15 protein-coding genes and 1 pseudogene are annotated in these 17,045 nt (G+C 67.0%); 5 read left to right on the forward strand and 11 right to left on the reverse strand.

What is annotated here, in order from left to right; all coding sequences use genetic code 11:
• Nucleotides 1-773: 773 nt before the first annotated feature.
• The gene (locus tag NYO99_RS18110) at nucleotides 774-1,592 is read right to left on the reverse strand and encodes an abortive infection family protein (RefSeq protein ID WP_268168677.1); all 819 of its coding nucleotides are present in this window, start codon (nucleotides 1,590-1,592) and stop codon (nucleotides 774-776) included.
• Nucleotides 1,593-1,725: 133 nt separating this feature from the next.
• Between NYO99_RS18110 and NYO99_RS18115 the strand changes: the two are divergent.
• Nucleotides 1,726-1,917: pseudogene (locus NYO99_RS18115) on the forward strand (tyrosine-type recombinase/integrase); the annotation flags it as partial.
• Nucleotides 1,918-2,091: 174 nt separating this feature from the next.
• The gene (locus NYO99_RS18120) at nucleotides 2,092-3,234 is read left to right on the forward strand and encodes an NHL repeat-containing protein (protein WP_268168678.1); all 1,143 of its coding nucleotides are present in this window, start codon (nucleotides 2,092-2,094) and stop codon (nucleotides 3,232-3,234) included.
• Nucleotides 3,235-3,524: 290 nt separating this feature from the next.
• Here the strand turns inward: NYO99_RS18120 and NYO99_RS18125 are convergent, their stop codons facing one another.
• The 4 genes from NYO99_RS18125 to glmS form a co-directional block, all read right to left on the reverse strand.
• Nucleotides 3,525-3,875: an RNA recognition motif domain-containing protein gene (locus NYO99_RS18125; protein WP_268168679.1), complete on the reverse strand. Its 351-nt coding sequence runs from the start codon at nucleotides 3,873-3,875 to the stop codon at nucleotides 3,525-3,527.
• A gap of 111 nt (nucleotides 3,876-3,986) precedes the next feature.
• Complete coding sequence (locus NYO99_RS18130) at nucleotides 3,987-4,208, reverse strand: hypothetical protein (RefSeq protein ID WP_268168680.1); 222 nt, start codon at nucleotides 4,206-4,208, stop codon at nucleotides 3,987-3,989.
• Nucleotides 4,209-4,258: 50 nt separating this feature from the next.
• A complete protein-coding gene (locus tag NYO99_RS18135) occupies nucleotides 4,259-4,471 on the reverse strand; it encodes a cold-shock protein (protein WP_268168681.1) in 213 nt (70 codons plus the stop codon).
• A gap of 318 nt (nucleotides 4,472-4,789) precedes the next feature.
• A complete protein-coding gene (gene glmS / locus NYO99_RS18140) occupies nucleotides 4,790-6,655 on the reverse strand; it encodes a glutamine--fructose-6-phosphate transaminase (isomerizing) (RefSeq protein ID WP_268168682.1) in 1,866 nt (621 codons plus the stop codon).
• A gap of 139 nt (nucleotides 6,656-6,794) precedes the next feature.
• Here glmS and NYO99_RS18145 point away from each other — a divergent pair, with 139 nt between their 5' ends.
• A complete protein-coding gene (locus tag NYO99_RS18145) occupies nucleotides 6,795-7,271 on the forward strand; it encodes an Lrp/AsnC family transcriptional regulator (protein WP_268168683.1) in 477 nt (158 codons plus the stop codon).
• Nucleotides 7,272-7,299: 28 nt separating this feature from the next.
• Here NYO99_RS18145 and NYO99_RS18150 read toward each other — a convergent pair whose 3' ends face one another.
• The 6 genes from NYO99_RS18150 to NYO99_RS18175 form a co-directional block, all read right to left on the reverse strand.
• On the reverse strand, nucleotides 7,300-8,481 hold the full coding sequence (locus NYO99_RS18150; RefSeq protein WP_268168684.1) for a class I SAM-dependent rRNA methyltransferase: 1,182 nt from the start codon (nucleotides 8,479-8,481) through the stop codon (nucleotides 7,300-7,302).
• A 79-nt stretch (nucleotides 8,482-8,560) separates the two neighbouring features.
• Nucleotides 8,561-10,138 (reverse strand): hypothetical protein, encoded by a 1,578-nt coding sequence (locus NYO99_RS18155; protein WP_268168685.1) that lies wholly within the window; start codon nucleotides 10,136-10,138, stop codon nucleotides 8,561-8,563.
• On the reverse strand, nucleotides 10,135-11,025 hold the full coding sequence (locus NYO99_RS18160; protein WP_268168686.1) for a tyrosine recombinase XerC: 891 nt from the start codon (nucleotides 11,023-11,025) through the stop codon (nucleotides 10,135-10,137). The genes NYO99_RS18155 and NYO99_RS18160 overlap by 4 nt, the downstream gene beginning before the upstream one ends.
• Before the next feature lie 95 nt (nucleotides 11,026-11,120).
• Nucleotides 11,121-11,831: a DUF484 family protein gene (locus tag NYO99_RS18165; RefSeq protein ID WP_268168687.1), complete on the reverse strand. Its 711-nt coding sequence runs from the start codon at nucleotides 11,829-11,831 to the stop codon at nucleotides 11,121-11,123.
• The gene (gene dapF, locus NYO99_RS18170) at nucleotides 11,828-12,667 is read right to left on the reverse strand and encodes a diaminopimelate epimerase (RefSeq protein WP_268168688.1); all 840 of its coding nucleotides are present in this window, start codon (nucleotides 12,665-12,667) and stop codon (nucleotides 11,828-11,830) included. The genes NYO99_RS18165 and dapF overlap by 4 nt, the downstream gene beginning before the upstream one ends.
• A gap of 124 nt (nucleotides 12,668-12,791) precedes the next feature.
• Nucleotides 12,792-13,658 (reverse strand): lysophospholipid acyltransferase family protein, encoded by an 867-nt coding sequence (locus tag NYO99_RS18175; RefSeq protein ID WP_268168689.1) that lies wholly within the window; start codon nucleotides 13,656-13,658, stop codon nucleotides 12,792-12,794.
• A gap of 129 nt (nucleotides 13,659-13,787) precedes the next feature.
• Between NYO99_RS18175 and metK the strand changes: the two genes are divergently transcribed.
• Nucleotides 13,788-14,972 carry a methionine adenosyltransferase gene (metK, locus tag NYO99_RS18180; protein ID WP_268168690.1) on the forward strand — a complete coding sequence of 395 codons (1,185 nt, stop codon included), beginning with the start codon at nucleotides 13,788-13,790 and terminating at the stop codon, nucleotides 14,970-14,972.
• Between the two features lie 508 nt (nucleotides 14,973-15,480).
• Nucleotides 15,481-17,022, forward strand: coding sequence for a methyl-accepting chemotaxis protein (locus NYO99_RS18185; RefSeq protein WP_268168691.1), 1,542 nt, complete (start codon nucleotides 15,481-15,483; stop codon nucleotides 17,020-17,022).
• Nucleotides 17,023-17,045 lie beyond the last annotated feature (23 nt).

Genomic DNA, 17,045 nt, shown 5'->3' on the forward strand with positions numbered 1-17,045 from the left:
CGGACAGGGGGCTCCGTTCATGATTTTGGCGAGACTGCCCATGTAGTGCCGCTCAGCGCCGATTAACGTGAAGCAACATCGGTAGCTACTTTCGGGCTCATAACCAAGGTCGTCGGTTCAAATCCGGCCCCCGCAACCAAAAAATACCAAGTCCGACAAGGACTTAGCAAAGCCCGCCAAGTGCGGGCTTTGTCGCGTCTGGGCCTTCGTGCCCATCCTGTGCCCACTTTGTGCCCGGCCCGTGCCCCCTGATTTGTCGGGCAGGAAAAACGACCATTGGGCTTGTGCCCACGCGATGACCATTGGGTCAATTTCCGACCGTTGGGTCGCGGGACCAACGGTCATCGCTTGCTCTGACCATTGGGCAACTTTGGAGACCATTGGGTGAAGTTGGGCACGGAGCGCTGGTCCACCGGGCCGCTTGTCTGGGCAAACCTTGGGCACGGCATGGGCACGAGCTGGGTTGACTGTGCGGTGGCGACCATTGTTCAAGGCCTGCCCTGCAGCGGAGACCGTCATCGGCGTTCAGCCACCGAGTTCACGCTGTCTTGCATGAAGCAGACGCCGACGCACCAGGCCAGCTGACGGGTTCAACGACCGGTGTCAAGAGTGCTACGGTCGCTCACCCAGGCTGCCCGCCGCAGTCGTCGAAGGTCTGCTGCTTGAAGGGTTGGAATGGCGCTCCCGACCCGAAGCGGTCAGCGTCCTACTAATTCGGGATCGCCTGAATGACGCCGGGCCGCTGCGACTCAAGCTTGCTGCGACGCTAGCCGTCATCGTGAGCGCCTCGCCCACGACTCCAGGATGAACAAGGTGACCGTATGGGCTGAATGGATGGCCAGGCGCGCATGTCTAGGCTCAAGCTTGTACTGCTTCTTTCCAGCTCCGTGAGCTGAGCTGGCATGTGTGCGCAGCGCACCGATCCCGTCGACCACGGCAAAGAGGCCGGTAAGGATGACCTGAAGATCCTGATCTTCGACGGCGCCAGGATCAAAGCCAAGGTCTTTCCGTACGACGGTCCAAATGGGCTTCAGATCCAACTTGGCCGGCATCTCGAGGCCGCGCTCAGCGATATAGACCTTGCAAACGCTCTCCAGAATGTTGCTCGCTGCGGAAACCGCTTCTCTTGGGTTCTGATCGACGTTTGCCAGCGCGCGGGTGAACTCCTGATCCAGCGCCGGAATGTCCCGCTCCTTGATGAAGTCCTCAAGTGCCCGAGTTGGCGTACCTAGTGTGCCGGTGATCAATCCTCCGCGCACGTACTGAAGGTCGTACCGAGCAAGCGCTTTGAGGATCTTCTGCTGTTCAGGCGTTTCTTTCGCTGGTGGGAAGTCGTCGAATGGGCTGCCAGAGGGCGGCTCTTCCTCCATGTAAGCCTCGATCAGCCTACCGAGCACCTGGAGCGGTTGAACAGACTCGTCGAGGTTGATTCTGCGTATCCATTCTTGGGACTTCACCCATTTACTACCTTCGGGCGGATCGCCGGGAGCACCTGCATACATGAAAAGGTTGTCGAGCGAGGCGTGGGTCTCTCGTTGCGAGATGACCTCCGCGCAAGCTGCTATTACGGGCGCTGGAATGGGACGACGCATTTGCGGTGAGGCACGATTGAGGGTAGACCGTCAGCGATTCTTACCCGGCGAATGAGTACACCGACACCTGTCACACGGCGAAGTCCATATTTGGCCGACAGCGTGCGGCCATCCAGGCGTCGAAAAGCTGACCCTTGGGCTTGACCCTGCCGACTACGGGACGCATTTAATGCGAAGGACAAAGGCGACGCTGATCTACCGGCGGACCAAGAACCTGCGAGCCGTGCAGTTGCTGCTTGGGCACTCCAAGCTGGAGTCGACGGTCCGGTACCTTGGCATCGAAGTGGATGACGCACTCGAGATTTCAGAGCAGACGGAAATCTGAGAGCGGCCACCTGGTGGCCGCCGTTTGCCAGAGGCTGATCGGCTCGCTGCAACGGCTGCTTCCGGGTACCGGGGCAGGTCGAGGCTCCCGGCAGCTCCCCGATTCTGGCTCCGGGACGCGAATGGCAGCGTTGTGCCCATTGCGGGCACCCAGTGAGCCGCCGCAGCCTCAGCAATGCTGAAAGCCAGTCCGCATGCGAAACGCAATTCCGCTTGCCGCACTGTGGAAATTTGTCACAGACTCCATTTACATTTTCTGATTGCCGCCGAGCCTGATTTTAGGTGGTTCCGGATCATTCGCCATCAAATGAAGATTTCAAAAAATTCATTCAAAATTATTGAACGCCTTTTCTCTGCCATATTATTGGCATCAATGGGAATAAGCTCCGCCAACGCCAGTGAAGAACATCGAGGCAGCGCCATCTACAGTGCATCGATTTTGTTTGCCAAGACGACAGAATTTGATTTGCCTACCGGACCATCAAAAACGCTGGGTTTTGAGGCTGCTTCCGGCGGGGAGATTGCGCTAGCGTTTGGAAACGGAAGACTGTATAGCGCAAATTCTCTTTTTCACTCGACAATTGAATTTAACCCCGCAACCGGAGTGTCGAGAAAATTGGAACTTGATACCGCCTCAGGTGGCGACATAGCCTTGGCATTCGGAAATGGCAAGCTCTACAGCGCATCGACCCTGTTTGGTCGGACAGTGGAATTTGACCCATTGACAGGATTAACAAGGGTTCTGGGCCTTGTAACAGCCTTTGCGGGCAAGATTTCATTGGCTTTCGGAAACGGAAAGCTCTACAGTGCATCTACTCTGTTTGGAGAAACAGTGGAGTTTGATCTGGCTACTGGCGTATCAAGAAAACTCGATCTTGAGTTCGCCACTGGTGGTGCAATTTCCTTGGCATTCGGAAATGGGAAGCTCTACAGCGCCAAAACTCTTTTTAACTCGACGATAGAGTTTGACCCAGTAGCAGGCGCATCCAGAAGGCTGGATCTTGTCACTGCCTCATCTGGCGATATCGCCTTAGCCTTTGGAAATGGGAGGCTTTATAGTGCATCGACTCTATTCGCGAAGACGGTAGAGTTCGATCCAATCACAGGCTTGGCGCGGGAATTGCCTCTAGACACCGCGTCAGTTGGCGTGATTGCTTTGGCAGCAAGCCCGGTTCCCGAACCTGCCAAAGCACTGCATTTTATTCTGGGGCTAGTGTTTCTGGCGGGTCGTTTTGGCTGTAAATCGAGGGTGCTTAAGTTTTGGCGTCGCCACTCGCGTTTCCATACTCGACTACTACCTATCCGGGCACCGTCGTAAGGAATCCTAGATCGAGCGCCCACTATTTATCAGCCTGCTTGGGTTATCCTTCGGAACGCACGTCAGCCTGTACGGATAGAAATCTCGTGAAGATTCAGTTGGCCGAGAAGGCATAGCATCGGAAGATGTGGGCGGCAGGTATGTGCCCAAAGCTGACGATCGATGAAATCGACTTTCTCGAATGGCTGCGGGACAGGGATCAGCGCAGTGCCGCACGGTGCGTGCGCGGGCTGCGCCGATGCCCACGCCTGCGCTGAATGGCGTGCGGTGCGCAGCCGCGCGGGGTGAATTCAGTAGCGGCCGCCGCCGAAGCCGCCGTTGCCGTAGCCCACGTCGCGGCGGTTGCTGGCGCGGTAGCCGGTGTCGCTGCGCGTGCTGGGAGCGGTGCGTTCCTCGCGCGGCTTGGCCAGCGTGACGACGATGCTGCGACCGTCGACTGACACGCCGTGCAGTGCAGTGATGGCGGCTTGCGCGGCTTCGACCGAGGTCATCTCGACAAAGCCGAATCCCTTGGACTGACCGGTGTCGCGGTCCATCATGACCCGGGCCGAGGACACGCCACCGAACTCGGCGAAGTTGCTCTTGAGGCTGGCGTCGGTGACGGAGTAGGGCAGGTTGCCCACGTAGATCTTGCGGCTCATGGTGGCGGCTTTCTAGGAATGAAGAGGCATCGTCGCGATGCAGGTGTGCGAACGGGACGTTCGCGTGGAGGAGCGGCGGCCATCAGCGTTCGCCCAGGCGGCCGGGCCAGGTCAGTGGCAGCGCGCCCAGGCCAGGCCGTGCTTGCGCGCATAGCGAAGCGCCGCGTGCGTGCTGCTGAAGGTCGGGATGAAGCGCATGACGCGGTCCACGCTGGCCATGCCGCGACCGGACCGGATGGAGACGAGCGCGTCAAAGGCACCGTCGTCTCGCGCTTGGGACATCGGGCAGATCACGAAGCGCCCGAGTTCGATGTTGTTCTTGTTGTTGTGCAAGTTGTTCTTGTTGTGTGAGACGGGCGCCCGGTGGGCGCCCCTGGGCACGCTCAGAGCGTGCGGATGTTGGACGCCTGCGGGCCCTTGGCGCCTTGCGTCGCTTCGAATTCCACCTTCGCGCCCTCAGCCAGCGTGCGGAAGCCGCCGCCGTTCTTGATCTCGCTGTGGTGGGCGAAGAGGTCCTTGCCGCCGTTGTCCGGCGAGATGAAGCCGAAGCCCTTGCTGTCGTTGAACCACTTCACGGTGCCGGTCTGGGTTGTCATGGTGTTTCCTTTGGAAAAGTAGAGATGGAGAAAACCCTCCGCAGGCGCTCAGGCCTGGCGGAGACAGAAACACTCAAGAACAATCACCGGGGAGTTGCTGAAGCGAGCCGCTCGCAAGAAGGGCCAGGAGGTGGCCTGCGGGGCTGCAGTAAAGACCTTGAGAAAGCGGTCTTGTGCGAATCTATGCAGGCAGGGTAGCACGCCTGTCAAGCCCGGCGCGGCCCGCCACGGCTGCAGGGCTGCCTGCAGGTGGCGTGGCGCACCCATGAAAAAGGGGCCTTGCGGCCCCTGCTGACGCTCTTTGAGGCTTGATCAACCTCACTCCACCGTCACCGATTTCGCCAGGTTGCGCGGCTTGTCGACGTCGGTGCCGCGCGCGCAGGCCGTGTGGTACGCGAGCAGCTGCAGCGGCACGACGTGCAGGATGGGTGACAGCGCGCCGTAGTGCTCGGGCATGCGGATGACGTGCAGGCCGGCTTCGCTCTCGATGGCGGTGTCGCCGTCGGCGAAGACGTAGAGCTGGCCGCCGCGGGCGCGCACTTCCTGCATGTTGCTCTTGAGCTTCTCCAGCAGTGTGTCGTTCGGCGCCACGGTCACGACCGGCATCTCGGCCGTCACCAGCGCCAGCGGGCCGTGCTTGAGCTCACCCGCGGCGTAAGCCTCGGCGTGGATGTAGGTGATCTCCTTGAGCTTGAGCGCACCTTCCATCGCGATGGGGTAATGCAGGCCGCGGGCCAGGAACAGCGCGTTCTCCTTGCGCGCGAACTCCTCGCTCCACGCGATGACCTGCGGCTCCAGCGCCAGCACGGCCTGGACGGCCACGGGCAGGTGGCGCAGGTCCTTCAGGTGCTCGGCCTCCTGCGCCTCGGTCAGGTGGCCGCGCGTCTGGGCCAGCGCCAGCGTCAGCAGGAACAGGCCCACCAGCTGCGTCGTGAATGCCTTGGTGGACGCCACGCCGATCTCCACACCCGCGCGCGTGATGTAGGCCAGCTCACACTCGCGCACCATGGCGCTGGTGGCCACGTTGCAGATGGTCAGCGTGTGCGGCATGCCCAGGCTGCGCGCGTGCTTGAGCGCGGCGATGGTGTCGGCCGTCTCGCCGCTCTGGCTGATGGTGACGACCAGCGTCTTCGGGTCGGGCACGCTGTCGCGGTAGCGGTACTCGCTCGCGATCTCCACCGAGGTCGGGATCTTGGCGATGCTCTCCAGCCAGTACTTGGCCGTGGAGCCCGAGTAGTAGCTGGTGCCGCAGGCCAGGATGAGGACCTTGTCGATCTCCTTGAACACGCGGTAGGCGCCGTCGCCGAACAGCTCGGGACTGATGCCGGTGATGGCTTCCAGCGTGTTGGCGATGGCTGTGGGCTGCTCGAAGATTTCCTTCTGCATGTAGTGCCGGTAAGGGCCCAGCTCGGCGGCGCCGCTGTGGGCGTGCACGGTCTTGACCTCGCGCGTCACGGCGGCGTAGCGGCCGGTGGCGGTGTCCAGGCGGCTGATCCAGTAGCGGCCCGGCTGCAGGTCCACCACGTCGCCTTCTTCCAGATAGACGATCTGGTCGGTCACGCCAGCCAGCGCCATCGCGTCGGAGGCCACGAAGTTCTCGCCGTCGGTCTGGCCCACGCCCAGCACCAGCGGCGAGCCTTCACGGGCCGCCACCACGCGGTGCGGCTCGTCGCGGCAGAACACCGCGACCGCGTAGGCGCCCTTCAGGCGCGGCAGGGCCTGCTGCACGGCGTCCAGCAGGTCGCCGCTGTAGAGGTGGTCGACGAGGTGGGCGATGACCTCGGTGTCGGTCTGGCTGTGGAACACGTAGCCGCGTGCCTTCAGTTCGGCGCGCAGTTCGTCGTGGTTCTCGATGATGCCGTTGTGGACCAGCGCGATGCGCCCCACGGCCTGCGTGTCGGCGCCCGGGCCGGTCGAGAAGTGCGGGTGGGCGTTGTGCACGGCCGGCGCGCCGTGCGTGGCCCAGCGCGTGTGGGCGATGCCGGTGCCGGCGGCGATGCCGTCCTGGTCGGCCTGCTGCTGCAGTTCGGCCACGCGCGAGGTGCTGCGGGCGCGGCGCAGGGCGCCGTCCTGGTGCACCGCCACGCCGCAGGAGTCATAGCCGCGGTACTCCAGCCGCTTCAGGCCCTCGACGAGGATGGGAACGATGTTGCGCTGACTGACCGCGCCGACGATGCCGCACATGGATGGCTTCTCCGTTCTTGAGGAATGGCGCGCATGCTAGGCACTGTGTGGTGGCGGATGTGTGCAAAATTCGGCCATCTTCGATGGAATATTTCTCCGCGATGTGTTGGTGAAATATTCATTCAAAATGCGGCCGCTTATGACTGAAATTGATGCTGTCGATCTGCGCTTGCTGGCCGTGCTGCAGGACGATGCCGCGCTCAGCAACCAGGATCTCGCCGCCCGCGTGGCCGTGTCGCCGGCCACCTGCCTGCGCCGCGTGAAGCGGTTGGTGGACGAGGGCGTCATCGAGCGCCGCGTGGCGCTGCTGTCGCCGGCCAAGCTGGGCGCCGGGCTGCAGGCGCTGCTGGAGATCACGCTGGACCGCCAGGGCGCCGAGCACCTGGACGCCTTCGAGGCACTGGCCGTCGCCGAGCCCGCCGTGCAGCAGTGCTGGCGGGTGTCGCCAGGCCCGGACTTCGTGCTCGTCTTGCAGGTGGCCGACATGCCCGCGTATCACGCCCTCACGCAGCGGCTGCTGACCCAGCATGCCAACGTGCGCAACATCAAGGCCTTCTTCAGCGTGAAGCGGGCCAAGTTCACCACGCAGGTGCCCCTGCCGGCGCTGGACCGTTGAGGGCTTGGCGGGCCTCAGTTCGGCCCGTTCAGCGCTTGAGGATGCCCAGGCCCTTGAGGTAGTCGCCTTCCGGGAAGCACACGGTCTGCGGGTGGTCGGCCGCGGCGGCGAGGCGCTCGACGATGTAGCCGTCCACGCCCGCGTCCAGGCCGGCGCCCGCGACGATCTTGTGGAACAGGTCGGGCGCGATGCCGCCCGAGCACGAGAAGGTGTAGAGCAGCCCGCCCTCGTTCAGCAGCATGAAGGCCAGCCGGTTGATGTCCTTGTAGGCGCGCGAGGCGCGCTCGGCATGCGCGGCGGTCGGCGCGAACTTGGGGGGATCGAGCACGATGGCGTCGAAGCGCCGGCCTTCCTGCAGGCAGCGTCGCAAGGTCGCATTCACGTCGGCGTCCCAGGCCTCGTGGCGGGCGGCGTCGAAACCGTTGAGTGCGACATGGGCTTTCGCCCGTTCGAGCGCCGGGCCGGATGAATCCACGCTGACGACCTGGCTCGCGCCGCCGGCCAGCGCCGCCACCGAAAAGCCCCCCGTGTAGCTGAAGCAGTTCAGCACGGTCTGGCAGCCGTACTGCTTCACCGCATCGGCAAAGCGCTTGCGGCTGTCGCGCTGGTCGAGGTAGTAGCCGGTCTTGTGGCCTTCGGCCACATCCAGCGTCAGCTGCCAGTCGTGCTCCTGGATGGTCAGCGCCGTCTCGCCCTCACCGCGCAGCCAGCCGGTCTGCGCGGGCAGGCCTTCCCATTCGCGGGCCTGGGCGTCGGAGCGCTCGTACAGCCGCGCAAGGCCCGTCTCGGCCAGCAGCGCGTCGGCGATCACGGCCTTCCAGCGCTCTGCACCGGCGCTGCCGAACTGGGCCACCAGCGTGTCGCCATAGCGGTCCACCACCAGGCCCGGCAGGCCGTCGGCTTCGCCGTGGATCAGCCGCCAGGCGTCGGACGCAATAGCCAGCCGCGTGCGCATGGCCACGGCCTTGGCGATGCGGCGGCGGAAGAAGGCCGCGTCGATGCGCTCGGCCTCGTCGAAGCTCCAGGCGCGCAGCCGGATCAGCGACTGGGGGCTGAACGCCGCCCAGGCGAGGAACTGGCCGTCGGCCGACTCCACGCGCACGGTCTCGCCCGAGTCGCCGCCGCCGCGGGCGATGGAGCTCTCGAACACCCAGGGGTGGCGCTTGACGAGTGAGCGCTCCTTGCCAGGGCGCAGCTGGATCTTCTTCATCGCCGGGCCATCCCGAGTTGAGCCGCGCCCGCTCGGGCGACGGTGGCCACACGCCGTGTGGCCGCTGGTGAGAGGGATCTCATCGTTGCAGTGCGCCGAAGGCGTAGTTGAGTTGCAGATGGGTCAGCGGTGCTGACTGGTCGTCGCTGCGCAGTGTGCGGAACTGGCCCAGGCCGGCGCGCAGCCGCAGGCGCTCGGCGGGTTGCCACTGGGCCCACAGTTCGGCCTGCGTGACGGCGCCGCCGCCAACCTTGATGCCGCCGCCGCCGGCCGCGCCCACCAGCCACTCGGCGCCCAGGCGCAGGTTGCCCCACAGCGGGTTGCTCTGCACGCCCAGCCCGAACAGGCCGAAGGAATAGGCGCCGGCGCTGCCCACCGCGGCGCTGCCGGCCTGGGCCGCGCCGTAGGTGTGCCGCGAGAGCTCGCGCGACATGTTGACGGCCAAGTGGCTGACGGCTTCTTCGCGGCCGTCCTTGAAGCGCACGCGCGGCAGGCGCATCACGCTGATGCCCAGCTGCTGCTCGCGCACGGTGCCGCCGGGGTCGTCGCCGATCAGCGTGGGTGTGCGGTCCAGCGGCATGGCCAGCACGGCGCGCAGGAAGGGTGCGCGGTAAGCGCCGCTGGGCGCGTAGGTGTAGCCGCCGTCCAGCCGCAGCGTGGGCCCCCAGGGCGTGATCCAGCGCAGCGTCGGCCCGGCGCGCAGCAGCCAGCCGTTGCCGGTGTCCACATCGCCGCCGCCGCCCAGGCCGCCGGCCAGCTGGCCGCCCATGCGCAGCCGGGGCGTGCCGAACAGCGCCCAGTCCTGGCCGATCTGGCCCAGCACCTCCATGTAGCCGTCCACGCCGCCCTGGGCAGCGCCGGCTGCCTCGAAGCCCCACCAGCTGCCGTCGGCGATGTACTGCCGCATGTCCGCGCCGGCCTTGCCGACGCGGCCCGTGTAGGCGCGCCCGCCGCGCGTGCGGCTGCCGGCCGAGGGCTTCTCGATGCCGCCGGTCAGCGCGATCTCGTCGAAGCCTATGCCGGCCCGGCGCCCCGCGCGGCCTTGCCGACCGGCGTCCTCGGGCGAGAAGCTGACGAAGTCCATCGCCCGGCCCATCGTGAAGGCCAAGCCCACGCCGCTCTTGACGTTGCCACTGGGGAAGCGGATCTGCGAGAGTCCCACGCCCGTGTACCAGGCGCCGTGCTCGGTGCGCAGCGAGATCTCGGGGCGCAGCATCAGCCCGCCGCCGAAGCTCATCCGTTGGCTGGACAGGCCGCCGCCCGCGCCCACGTACAGGCTGGCCGCCAGGTGCGTGTTGCTGGACAGGCGCCAGCGCCGCTGGCCCGTGAAGCCCACCGTGAAGATGCCGCCGTAATTGCCCTTGGCCGTGCCGTAGAAGCCGGGGCCGAAGCCCCAGTCGTCGTCGAAGGCCATCAGGTAGCTGAGGGATGCGAACGCCGTGCGGCCGCCGTCGGGCATCTTCATGGCCGTCCAGTTGCCCTCGATCGCGGCGGGGCGCACGGTGTCGATGCGCGCCGGGTTGGCGAAGGGCGCGTCGTCGGGCGTGGCCGAGGCCGCCAGCGCCGTCAGCGCGGCAAGTGCCACAGCGCATCGCGCGAACGTCACCGGGCTGATGTTGCTGCCCGGCCGTCGCGCAGCGTGGAAGGGGTAGGTCATTTTTTTGCGCGGGGATGCGCGGCGTCGTAGATGCGCGCGAGGTGTTGGTGGTCCAGCTGCGTGTAGACCTGGGTCGTCGTGATGTGGGCGTGGCCCAGCAGCTCCTGCACCGCGCGCAGGTCGCCGCTGGATTGCAGCAGGTGCGACGCGAAGCTGTGCCGCAGCATGTGCGGGTGCACATGGGCCGGCATGCCGGCGCTGACGGCGCGCGTCTTCAGCATCGTGCGCAGCACCGAGCCGGCCACGCGATGACCGCGTGCACCGACGAACAGCGCCGGCTCGCCCGGCGCGGCCAGCTGCCCGCGCACGGCCAGCCAGTCGCCCAGCGCCTCGGCGGCGGCGCGGCCCAGCGGCGTGCTGCGGCGCTTGCCGCCCTTGCCCAGCACATGCACCTCGCCGGCCTGACGGTCCACCCAGCCGGCGGCGTGGGCGCTGGCCTGGGCGTCCAGACCGATCAGCTCGGCCGCGCGCAGGCCGGCGCCGTACAGCAGCTCCACCATGGCGCGGTCACGTGCTTCCAGGCGCGAATCGGCGATCTCGTCGGGCACATGGCTGGCCAGTTGCACGGCATCGTCCACGCCCAGCGCCTTGGGCAGCGGCTTGGGCGCCTTGGGGGCCTTGAGGCCGTCGAAGGGGTTCAGCGCCACGCGGCCCTGCAGGCCCAGCCAGCGGTAGCAGCTGCGCCAGACCGACAGCAGCAGCGCAATGGACTTGGGCGCCAGCCCCTCGCGGTGCAGCTGCGCGGCCAGGCGCCTCGCGTGTGCGAGCGAGAGCGTGCGCCCGTCGAGCGACGCCTCGGCCAGCAGGCCTTGCAGGCGCACGAGGCCGTCGGTGTAGATCGCCAGCGTGCGCGGACTCAGGCGTTGCTGCACGCGGGCGTGCTGCAAGAACTCCTGGTAGTCCGCGCAGAGATGAAGCCCCTCGGCCGCCGAGGACGTCGGCCGGTCCCCCGAGGGGACGGCCCGGCGCTCGGCCGGCTCCATCAGGCCAGCAGCCCCGCCAGGCCGGCGCTGGCGATCTCGCCCACGCGGGTCAGGAAGTCCGTGCCCATCTCGGCCGTGTAGCGGGTCGGGTCGGGCGAGCCCAGCACCAGCAGGCCGAAGGGCTTGCCCTCGTTGATCTTGGCCAGCGACAGCGGGATCAGCGCCAGCGAGGTCGCCGTGCCGCCGCTCTCGCTCAGGCCCAGCCAGCGCGCCGCCTCGAAGCCGGAGTTCACGCCGCAGTAAGGCTGGCTCAGGCTGGCCGCGAAGCTCTTCACATCGGCGCCGACACCGGCGGCGAACTCGGCCGACGCATGCTCGGGCGCCACGCCCCACAGGCGCAGGCCGGCCTGCGGGATCATGAACTGGTGGCGCAGCTCGGACAGCAGCACCTCGGGCAGCTCGGCCGGCGTGCCCGCGGCGCGCATGACGGACAGCGTCCAGCGGTGCAGGCGATCGGCGATGGCCACGTTGTCCTGGCCGTTGCGGATCATGTCGACGATGCGCAGCTCCAGGCCCTTGATCTTGTCGCGCAGCATCTCGGCCTGGCGCTCCTGCAGCGACACGGCGCGGGTGCCGTGCGGGTGCTGCAGCTGCACCGTGGCCAGCAGCGCCGCGTGGCGCTCGAAGAAGCCAGGCGTGGCCGCCAGGTAGTTGGCAATGTCGGTTTCGGTGATGCCTTGCACCGCGTCGGCGGCCGGGTTGGAACTCACAGCGTGATCTCTCCGTCAAAAACTTTCACAGCGGGGCCGGTCATCAGCACCGGGGCGTCGCCGCCCGCCCATTCAATCTTCAGCAGGCCGCCACGGGTCTGCACCTCCACGGCCGCGTCCAGCCAACCGGCGCGGATGCCTGCCACGACGGCCGCGCAGGCGCCGGTGCCACAGGCCAGCGTCTCGCCGGCATCGCGCTCGTAGACGCGCAGCGCGATGCGGTCGCGAGCGATGACTTGCATGAAGCCCACGTTGACGCGGCGCGGAAAGCGGGCGTGCCGCTCGATCAGCGGCCCGAGCGTTTCGATCGGCGCGGTCTCGACGTCCGTCACGCGCAGCACCGCATGCGGGTTGCCCATGGACACCACGGCGAGCGACACACCCTCGACAGGCCAGAGCGGGAAACCGTTCACCGGCGCTGGCGTCAGCCCCTCGGCGTCAAAGGGCAAGGCCGCGTGCTCGAACACCGGCGCGCCCATGTTGACCGTCACGCGGCCGTCGTCCTGCAGCGTCAGCCGCAGGCGGCGGTTCATGGTGTCGACCTGGATGTCGCGCTTGGCCGTCAGGCCGGCATCGACGACGAAACGCACGAAGCAGCGCGCGCCGTTGCCGCAGTGCTCCACCTCGTCGCCGGTGTTGTTGAAGATGCGGTAGCGGAAGTCCGCGTCGGCGCTCGTGGCGGGCTCGATGACGAGGATCTGGTCGCAGCCGACGCCGAAGCGCCGGTCGCCCAGCCGGCGCATCTGCTCGGGGCTCAGGCTGAAGGGCTGCTGCGTCGCATCGATGACGACGAAGTCATTGCCCGCGCCGTGCATCTTGGTGAAGCGCAATCTCATGGGCGGTGATTATCTGGCGCCGTACGGGCCTGGGCTGCGCGGCATGAATCGATCAAGCGGCCACCACAGCGCCGGCTTTGCCGGGCTGCCAGTGGCGCCCCGTTCAGCGGACACGTTGGGCCCATCACTCCGGCGCGGCGCCGATGTCCAGCCCGCGCGGCGCCTTGTAGCGGTGATAGCCCCACAGGTACTGGCCAGGCGCGCGGCGGATCAGGCTTTCCATGGCCTGGTTGATGGTGGTGGCCGCGGCCTCGGGCGGCGCATCCGCAGCGATCTCGGGCGCCGGCAGCACATGCACCACATAGCCCTGGCCCGCCGGCAGACGCTCGCCCCACAGCAGCACGACGGCCGCGCCGGTCTGCTGCACCAGGCGTGCCGCCAGCGTCATCGTGTAGGCCGGCTTGCCGAAGAAGGGCGCCCACACACCCAGGCCGTCGGGCGGCACCTGGTCGGGCAGCAGGCCGATGACCTCGCCACGGCGCAGCGCGCGGATCATCTGCCGCACGCCGGCCAGCGAGGCCGGCGCCGTGGCCAGGCCCGGGCGCTCGCGCGAGCCCGCCATCACCTCGCGCAGCGCCGCCTGGCGGGCCGGGCGGTACAGCACCGTGATGGGCGCCTGCGGCGTCGTGAAACGTTCGGCGATCGCCTGCGCGCAGATCTCGAAGCAGCCCAGGTGCGGCGTCATGACGATGAGGCCGCGGCGCTCGGCCAGGGCGGCCTCGATGAGCTCGGCGCCCTCCCAGCGCAGGCGCTCACCCAGCGGCTGGCGCTTGGTGGCGATCCACAGCCAGGGCAGCTCGGCCGCCATGCGGCCCGCCGCGGCGATGGCCGGGCGCGCCGCCGCCCAGGGCAGGCCGGCCTGGGCCACGTTGGCCCGGAAGCGGCGCCGGTAGGTGGGCGAGGCGGCATAGACCAGCCAGCCCAGCCAGGCGCCCAAAGCGTGCAATAGCGCCAGGGGCACCCGGGACATGCTGCGAAAGAACCAGCCCATGTTTTCTATACTTGGCACATCGCCGAGTTAATGAACTACTTGCGGGGCGATTCACAAATCCTGCTAAAGCGTTCGCCGCACCTCCTGAGGTCAGGCAACGCCGACCGACCAACAAACAGGAGTTTAAAAGTGGCCACCAACGATTTCCTCTTCACGTCTGAATCCGTTTCTGAAGGGCACCCCGACAAGGTGGCCGACCAGATCTCGGACGCCATCCTCGACGCCATCTTCGAGCAAGACCCGCTCTCCCGCGTGGCTGCCGAAACCCTGTGCAACACCGGTCTGGTGGTGCTGGCCGGCGAAATCACGACGCAGGCCAACGTCGACTACATCCAGGTCGCGCGCGACACCATCAAGCGCATCGGCTACGACAACACCGAATACGGCATCGACTACAAGGGCTGCGCGGTGCTGGTGGCCTACGACAAGCAAAGCAACGACATCGCCCAGGGCGTGGACCGCGCCAGCGACGACTACCTGAACCTCGGCGCCGGTGACCAGGGCCTGATGTTCGGCTACGCCTGCGACGAGACGCCCGAGCTGATGCCCGCGCCGATCTACTACGCGCACCGCCTCGTGGAGCGCCAGGCCCAGCTGCGCAAGGACGGCCGCCTGCCGTTCCTGCGCCCGGACGCCAAGAGCCAGGTCACGATGCGCTACGTGGACGGCAAGCCCCACAGCATCGACACCGTCGTGCTGTCCACCCAGCACGCGCCCGAGTATTCGCTGGGCGACCGCATGACGGACGAGTTCTACGAGGCCATCCGCGAAGAGCTCATCAAGCCCGTGCTGCCCAAGGACTGGCTGACGGCCGACACCAAGTACCTGATCAACCCGACCGGCCGCTTCGTCATCGGCGGCCCGCAGGGCGACTGCGGCCTGACCGGCCGCAAGATCATCGTCGACACCTACGGCGGCGCCTGCCCGCACGGCGGCGGCGCGTTCTCGGGCAAGGACCCGTCCAAGGTCGACCGCTCCGCCGCCTACGCGGCGCGTTATGTCGCCAAGAACGTTGTGGCTGCCGGCCTAGCGCGCCAGTGCCAGGTTCAGGTGGCCTACGCCATCGGCGTGGCCCGCCCGATGAACGTGACGATCTACACCGAAGGCACGGGCGTCATCCCCGACGACCAGATCGCCAAGCTGGTGAACGAGCACTTCGATCTGCGCCCCAAGGGCATCATCCAGATGCTGGACCTGCTGCGCCCGATCTACTCCAAGACGGCGGCCTACGGCCACTTCGGCCGCGAGGAGCCCGAGTTCACGTGGGAACGCACCGATAAAGCTGCAGCCCTCAAGGCTGCTGCCGGCCTGTAAGGCCGCCGCGCGAAGCGCGCTTCGGTGCGTGGGCGAAGTTCTTATCGCGCAGCGATGTGAACGGAGACCAAAGGACGGACAAGGCGGCGGCGCTGCGCGCTGCCGCGGGCCTGTAAGGCCCCGAGCGAAGCGAGCGGGGCCGGTTTTCGGCGCAGGCTCGCTTCGCGCAGCGAAGTGAAGGGCCGTAGCCATCGCACGGACAACGCTGCCGCGCTGCGTGCGGCAGCCGCCCTGTAAGCGCCACCGCGCCAGGCGCGGCTCAACATCCGGGCGACGCTCACCTGGCGCAGCGCCGTGAACGCGGGGCCCGGCCATGCATGCGTGGTAGCTGCGCGCCATCGTGGTGCAACATGCCTTGCCACGCCCGAAGTCGCGCGATATGTTGAAAACTGCCGCGCCAAGGTCGTGTGGCGCGCCAATCGATTCAATCAAATTTGCAGAATTTGCGTACAGTCGTGTCAGTTCGTTAGCACCGTCATTCGCGGCCGCGCCGCAGCAAGGATCCTCCATGAAGCTGGTTTCACTCCGCATCGGTACCCGTTTGGCCACGGGGTTCGGCGTGGTCCTGATGTTGCTGGCGCTGGCCGTGGGCCTGAGCTACCGGGAGGTGGGCCAGGTGGCACCGCACCTGGACCTGCTGCTGGAGCTGGAAAAGCGCCAGCAGATTGCGCAGGACTGGCGATCGCTGACGCAGCTCAATGTGACGCGCACCGACGCCGTGGCCCGGGCCGGCGGCACGGGGCCGGTGGCGGAGTTCTTCTCGCCACTCATCAAGGCCACCAGTGCCAAGATCAACGAGCTGCAGGAGCAGCTTTCCAAGGCGGTCGACAGCGATGAGGGCAAGGCCTTGATGGCGGATATCGCCCAGGCCCGCAAGGCTTACGTCGACGTCCGCAATCAGGTCTTCGCCCAGCTCAAGGAGGGCAATGCCGAGTCGGCCGTGAAGATGCTGGACGGCACCATGCGCCCGGCGTCCGACGCCTACATCGCCAAGCTGACGGCCATGGCCGACTACCAGTCCAAGCGCGTTCACCAGGAGACCGAGGTGGTGCGCGCCGAGGCGCGGCGCACGCAGCTGATCATGGTGTTCATGGCGGCGGGCTGCCTGGCGATGGGCATCGCGGCGGCGTGGTTGATCACGCGCTCGGTGGTGCGGCCGCTGGCGACCGCGGTCGAGGAGGCACGGTTGGTGGGCGAGGGCGATCTGTCGCGCTCCATCCATTCCGAGGGCCAGGACGAAACGGCCGACCTCACGCAGGCCCTGGGCCAGATGCAGCAGGCGCTGCGCAACCTGGTGGGCTCCGTGCGGGCCAATGCCAACGAGGTGTCAACGGCCAGCGCCGAGATTGCGACGGGCAGCAACGACCTGTCCGCCCGCACCGAGCAGCAGGCCAGCGCCATTCAGCAGACGGCCGCCTCCATGGAGCAGCTGTCCGCAACCGTGCGCTTGAATGCGGACAACGCCAGCCAGGCCGACCGGCTGGCCCAGGATGCCAGCGCGGTGGCGCGCCAGAGCGGTGAGGTGGTGGGCGAGGCCGTGCAGCGCATGCGTGGCATCGAGGAAAGCTCGCGCCGCATCGCCGACATCATCACCACCATCGATGGCATTGCGTTCCAGACCAACATCCTGGCGCTGAACGCGGCCGTCGAGGCGGCGCGCGCGGGCGAGCAGGGTCGGGGCTTCGCGGTCGTGGCCGGCGAGGTGCGCACGCTGGCGCAGCGCTCGGCCGAGGCAGCCAAGGAGATCAAGGTGCTGATCGGCGACAGCGTAGAGCGCGTGGAGCAGGGCGCGTCCCTCGTCAACCGTGCGGGCGAGACCATGGGCCAGGTGGTCGGTGCCATCGGCCGCGTGGCGCAGATCGTGCGCGAGATCAGCTCGGCCAGCCAGGAGCAGAGCTCCGGCGTCAGCCAGGTCGGTGAAGCCATCGCGCTGATGGACCAAGCCACGCAGCAGAACGCCGCCCTCGTCGAGGAAAGCGCCGCCGCGGCCGAGAGCCTGCGTCACCAGGCCGATGAGCTGGTGAAGCTGGTGTCGACCTTCAAGACCTGACACGCCGGCACGCGCTGGCCGGC

It is taken from the genome of Roseateles hydrophilus (genome assembly GCF_026712245.1).
Taxonomy (GTDB): domain Bacteria; phylum Pseudomonadota; class Gammaproteobacteria; order Burkholderiales; family Burkholderiaceae_C; genus Pelomonas; species Pelomonas hydrophilus.

What these genes read in the sequence shown, in the direction of transcription:
- NYO99_RS18110 (WP_268168677.1), bottom strand. Translation starts at nt 1,592, where the DNA reads ATGCGTCGTCCCATTCCAGCGCCCGTAATAGCAGCTTGCGCGGAGGTC.
- NYO99_RS18120 (WP_268168678.1), top strand. Translation starts at nt 2,092, where the DNA reads ATGCTGAAAGCCAGTCCGCATGCGAAACGCAATTCCGCTTGCCGCACT.
- NYO99_RS18125 (WP_268168679.1), bottom strand. Translation starts at nt 3,875, where the DNA reads ATGAGCCGCAAGATCTACGTGGGCAACCTGCCCTACTCCGTCACCGAC.
- NYO99_RS18135 (WP_268168681.1), bottom strand. Translation starts at nt 4,471, where the DNA reads ATGACAACCCAGACCGGCACCGTGAAGTGGTTCAACGACAGCAAGGGC.
- glmS (WP_268168682.1), bottom strand. Translation starts at nt 6,655, where the DNA reads ATGTGCGGCATCGTCGGCGCGGTCAGTCAGCGCAACATCGTTCCCATC.
- NYO99_RS18145 (WP_268168683.1), top strand. Translation starts at nt 6,795, where the DNA reads ATGACTGAAATTGATGCTGTCGATCTGCGCTTGCTGGCCGTGCTGCAG.
- NYO99_RS18150 (WP_268168684.1), bottom strand. Translation starts at nt 8,481, where the DNA reads ATGAAGAAGATCCAGCTGCGCCCTGGCAAGGAGCGCTCACTCGTCAAG.
- NYO99_RS18155 (WP_268168685.1), bottom strand. Translation starts at nt 10,138, where the DNA reads ATGACCTACCCCTTCCACGCTGCGCGACGGCCGGGCAGCAACATCAGC.
- dapF (WP_268168688.1), bottom strand. Translation starts at nt 12,667, where the DNA reads ATGAGATTGCGCTTCACCAAGATGCACGGCGCGGGCAATGACTTCGTC.
- NYO99_RS18175 (WP_268168689.1), bottom strand. Translation starts at nt 13,658, where the DNA reads ATGGGCTGGTTCTTTCGCAGCATGTCCCGGGTGCCCCTGGCGCTATTG.
- NYO99_RS18185 (WP_268168691.1), top strand. Translation starts at nt 15,481, where the DNA reads ATGAAGCTGGTTTCACTCCGCATCGGTACCCGTTTGGCCACGGGGTTC.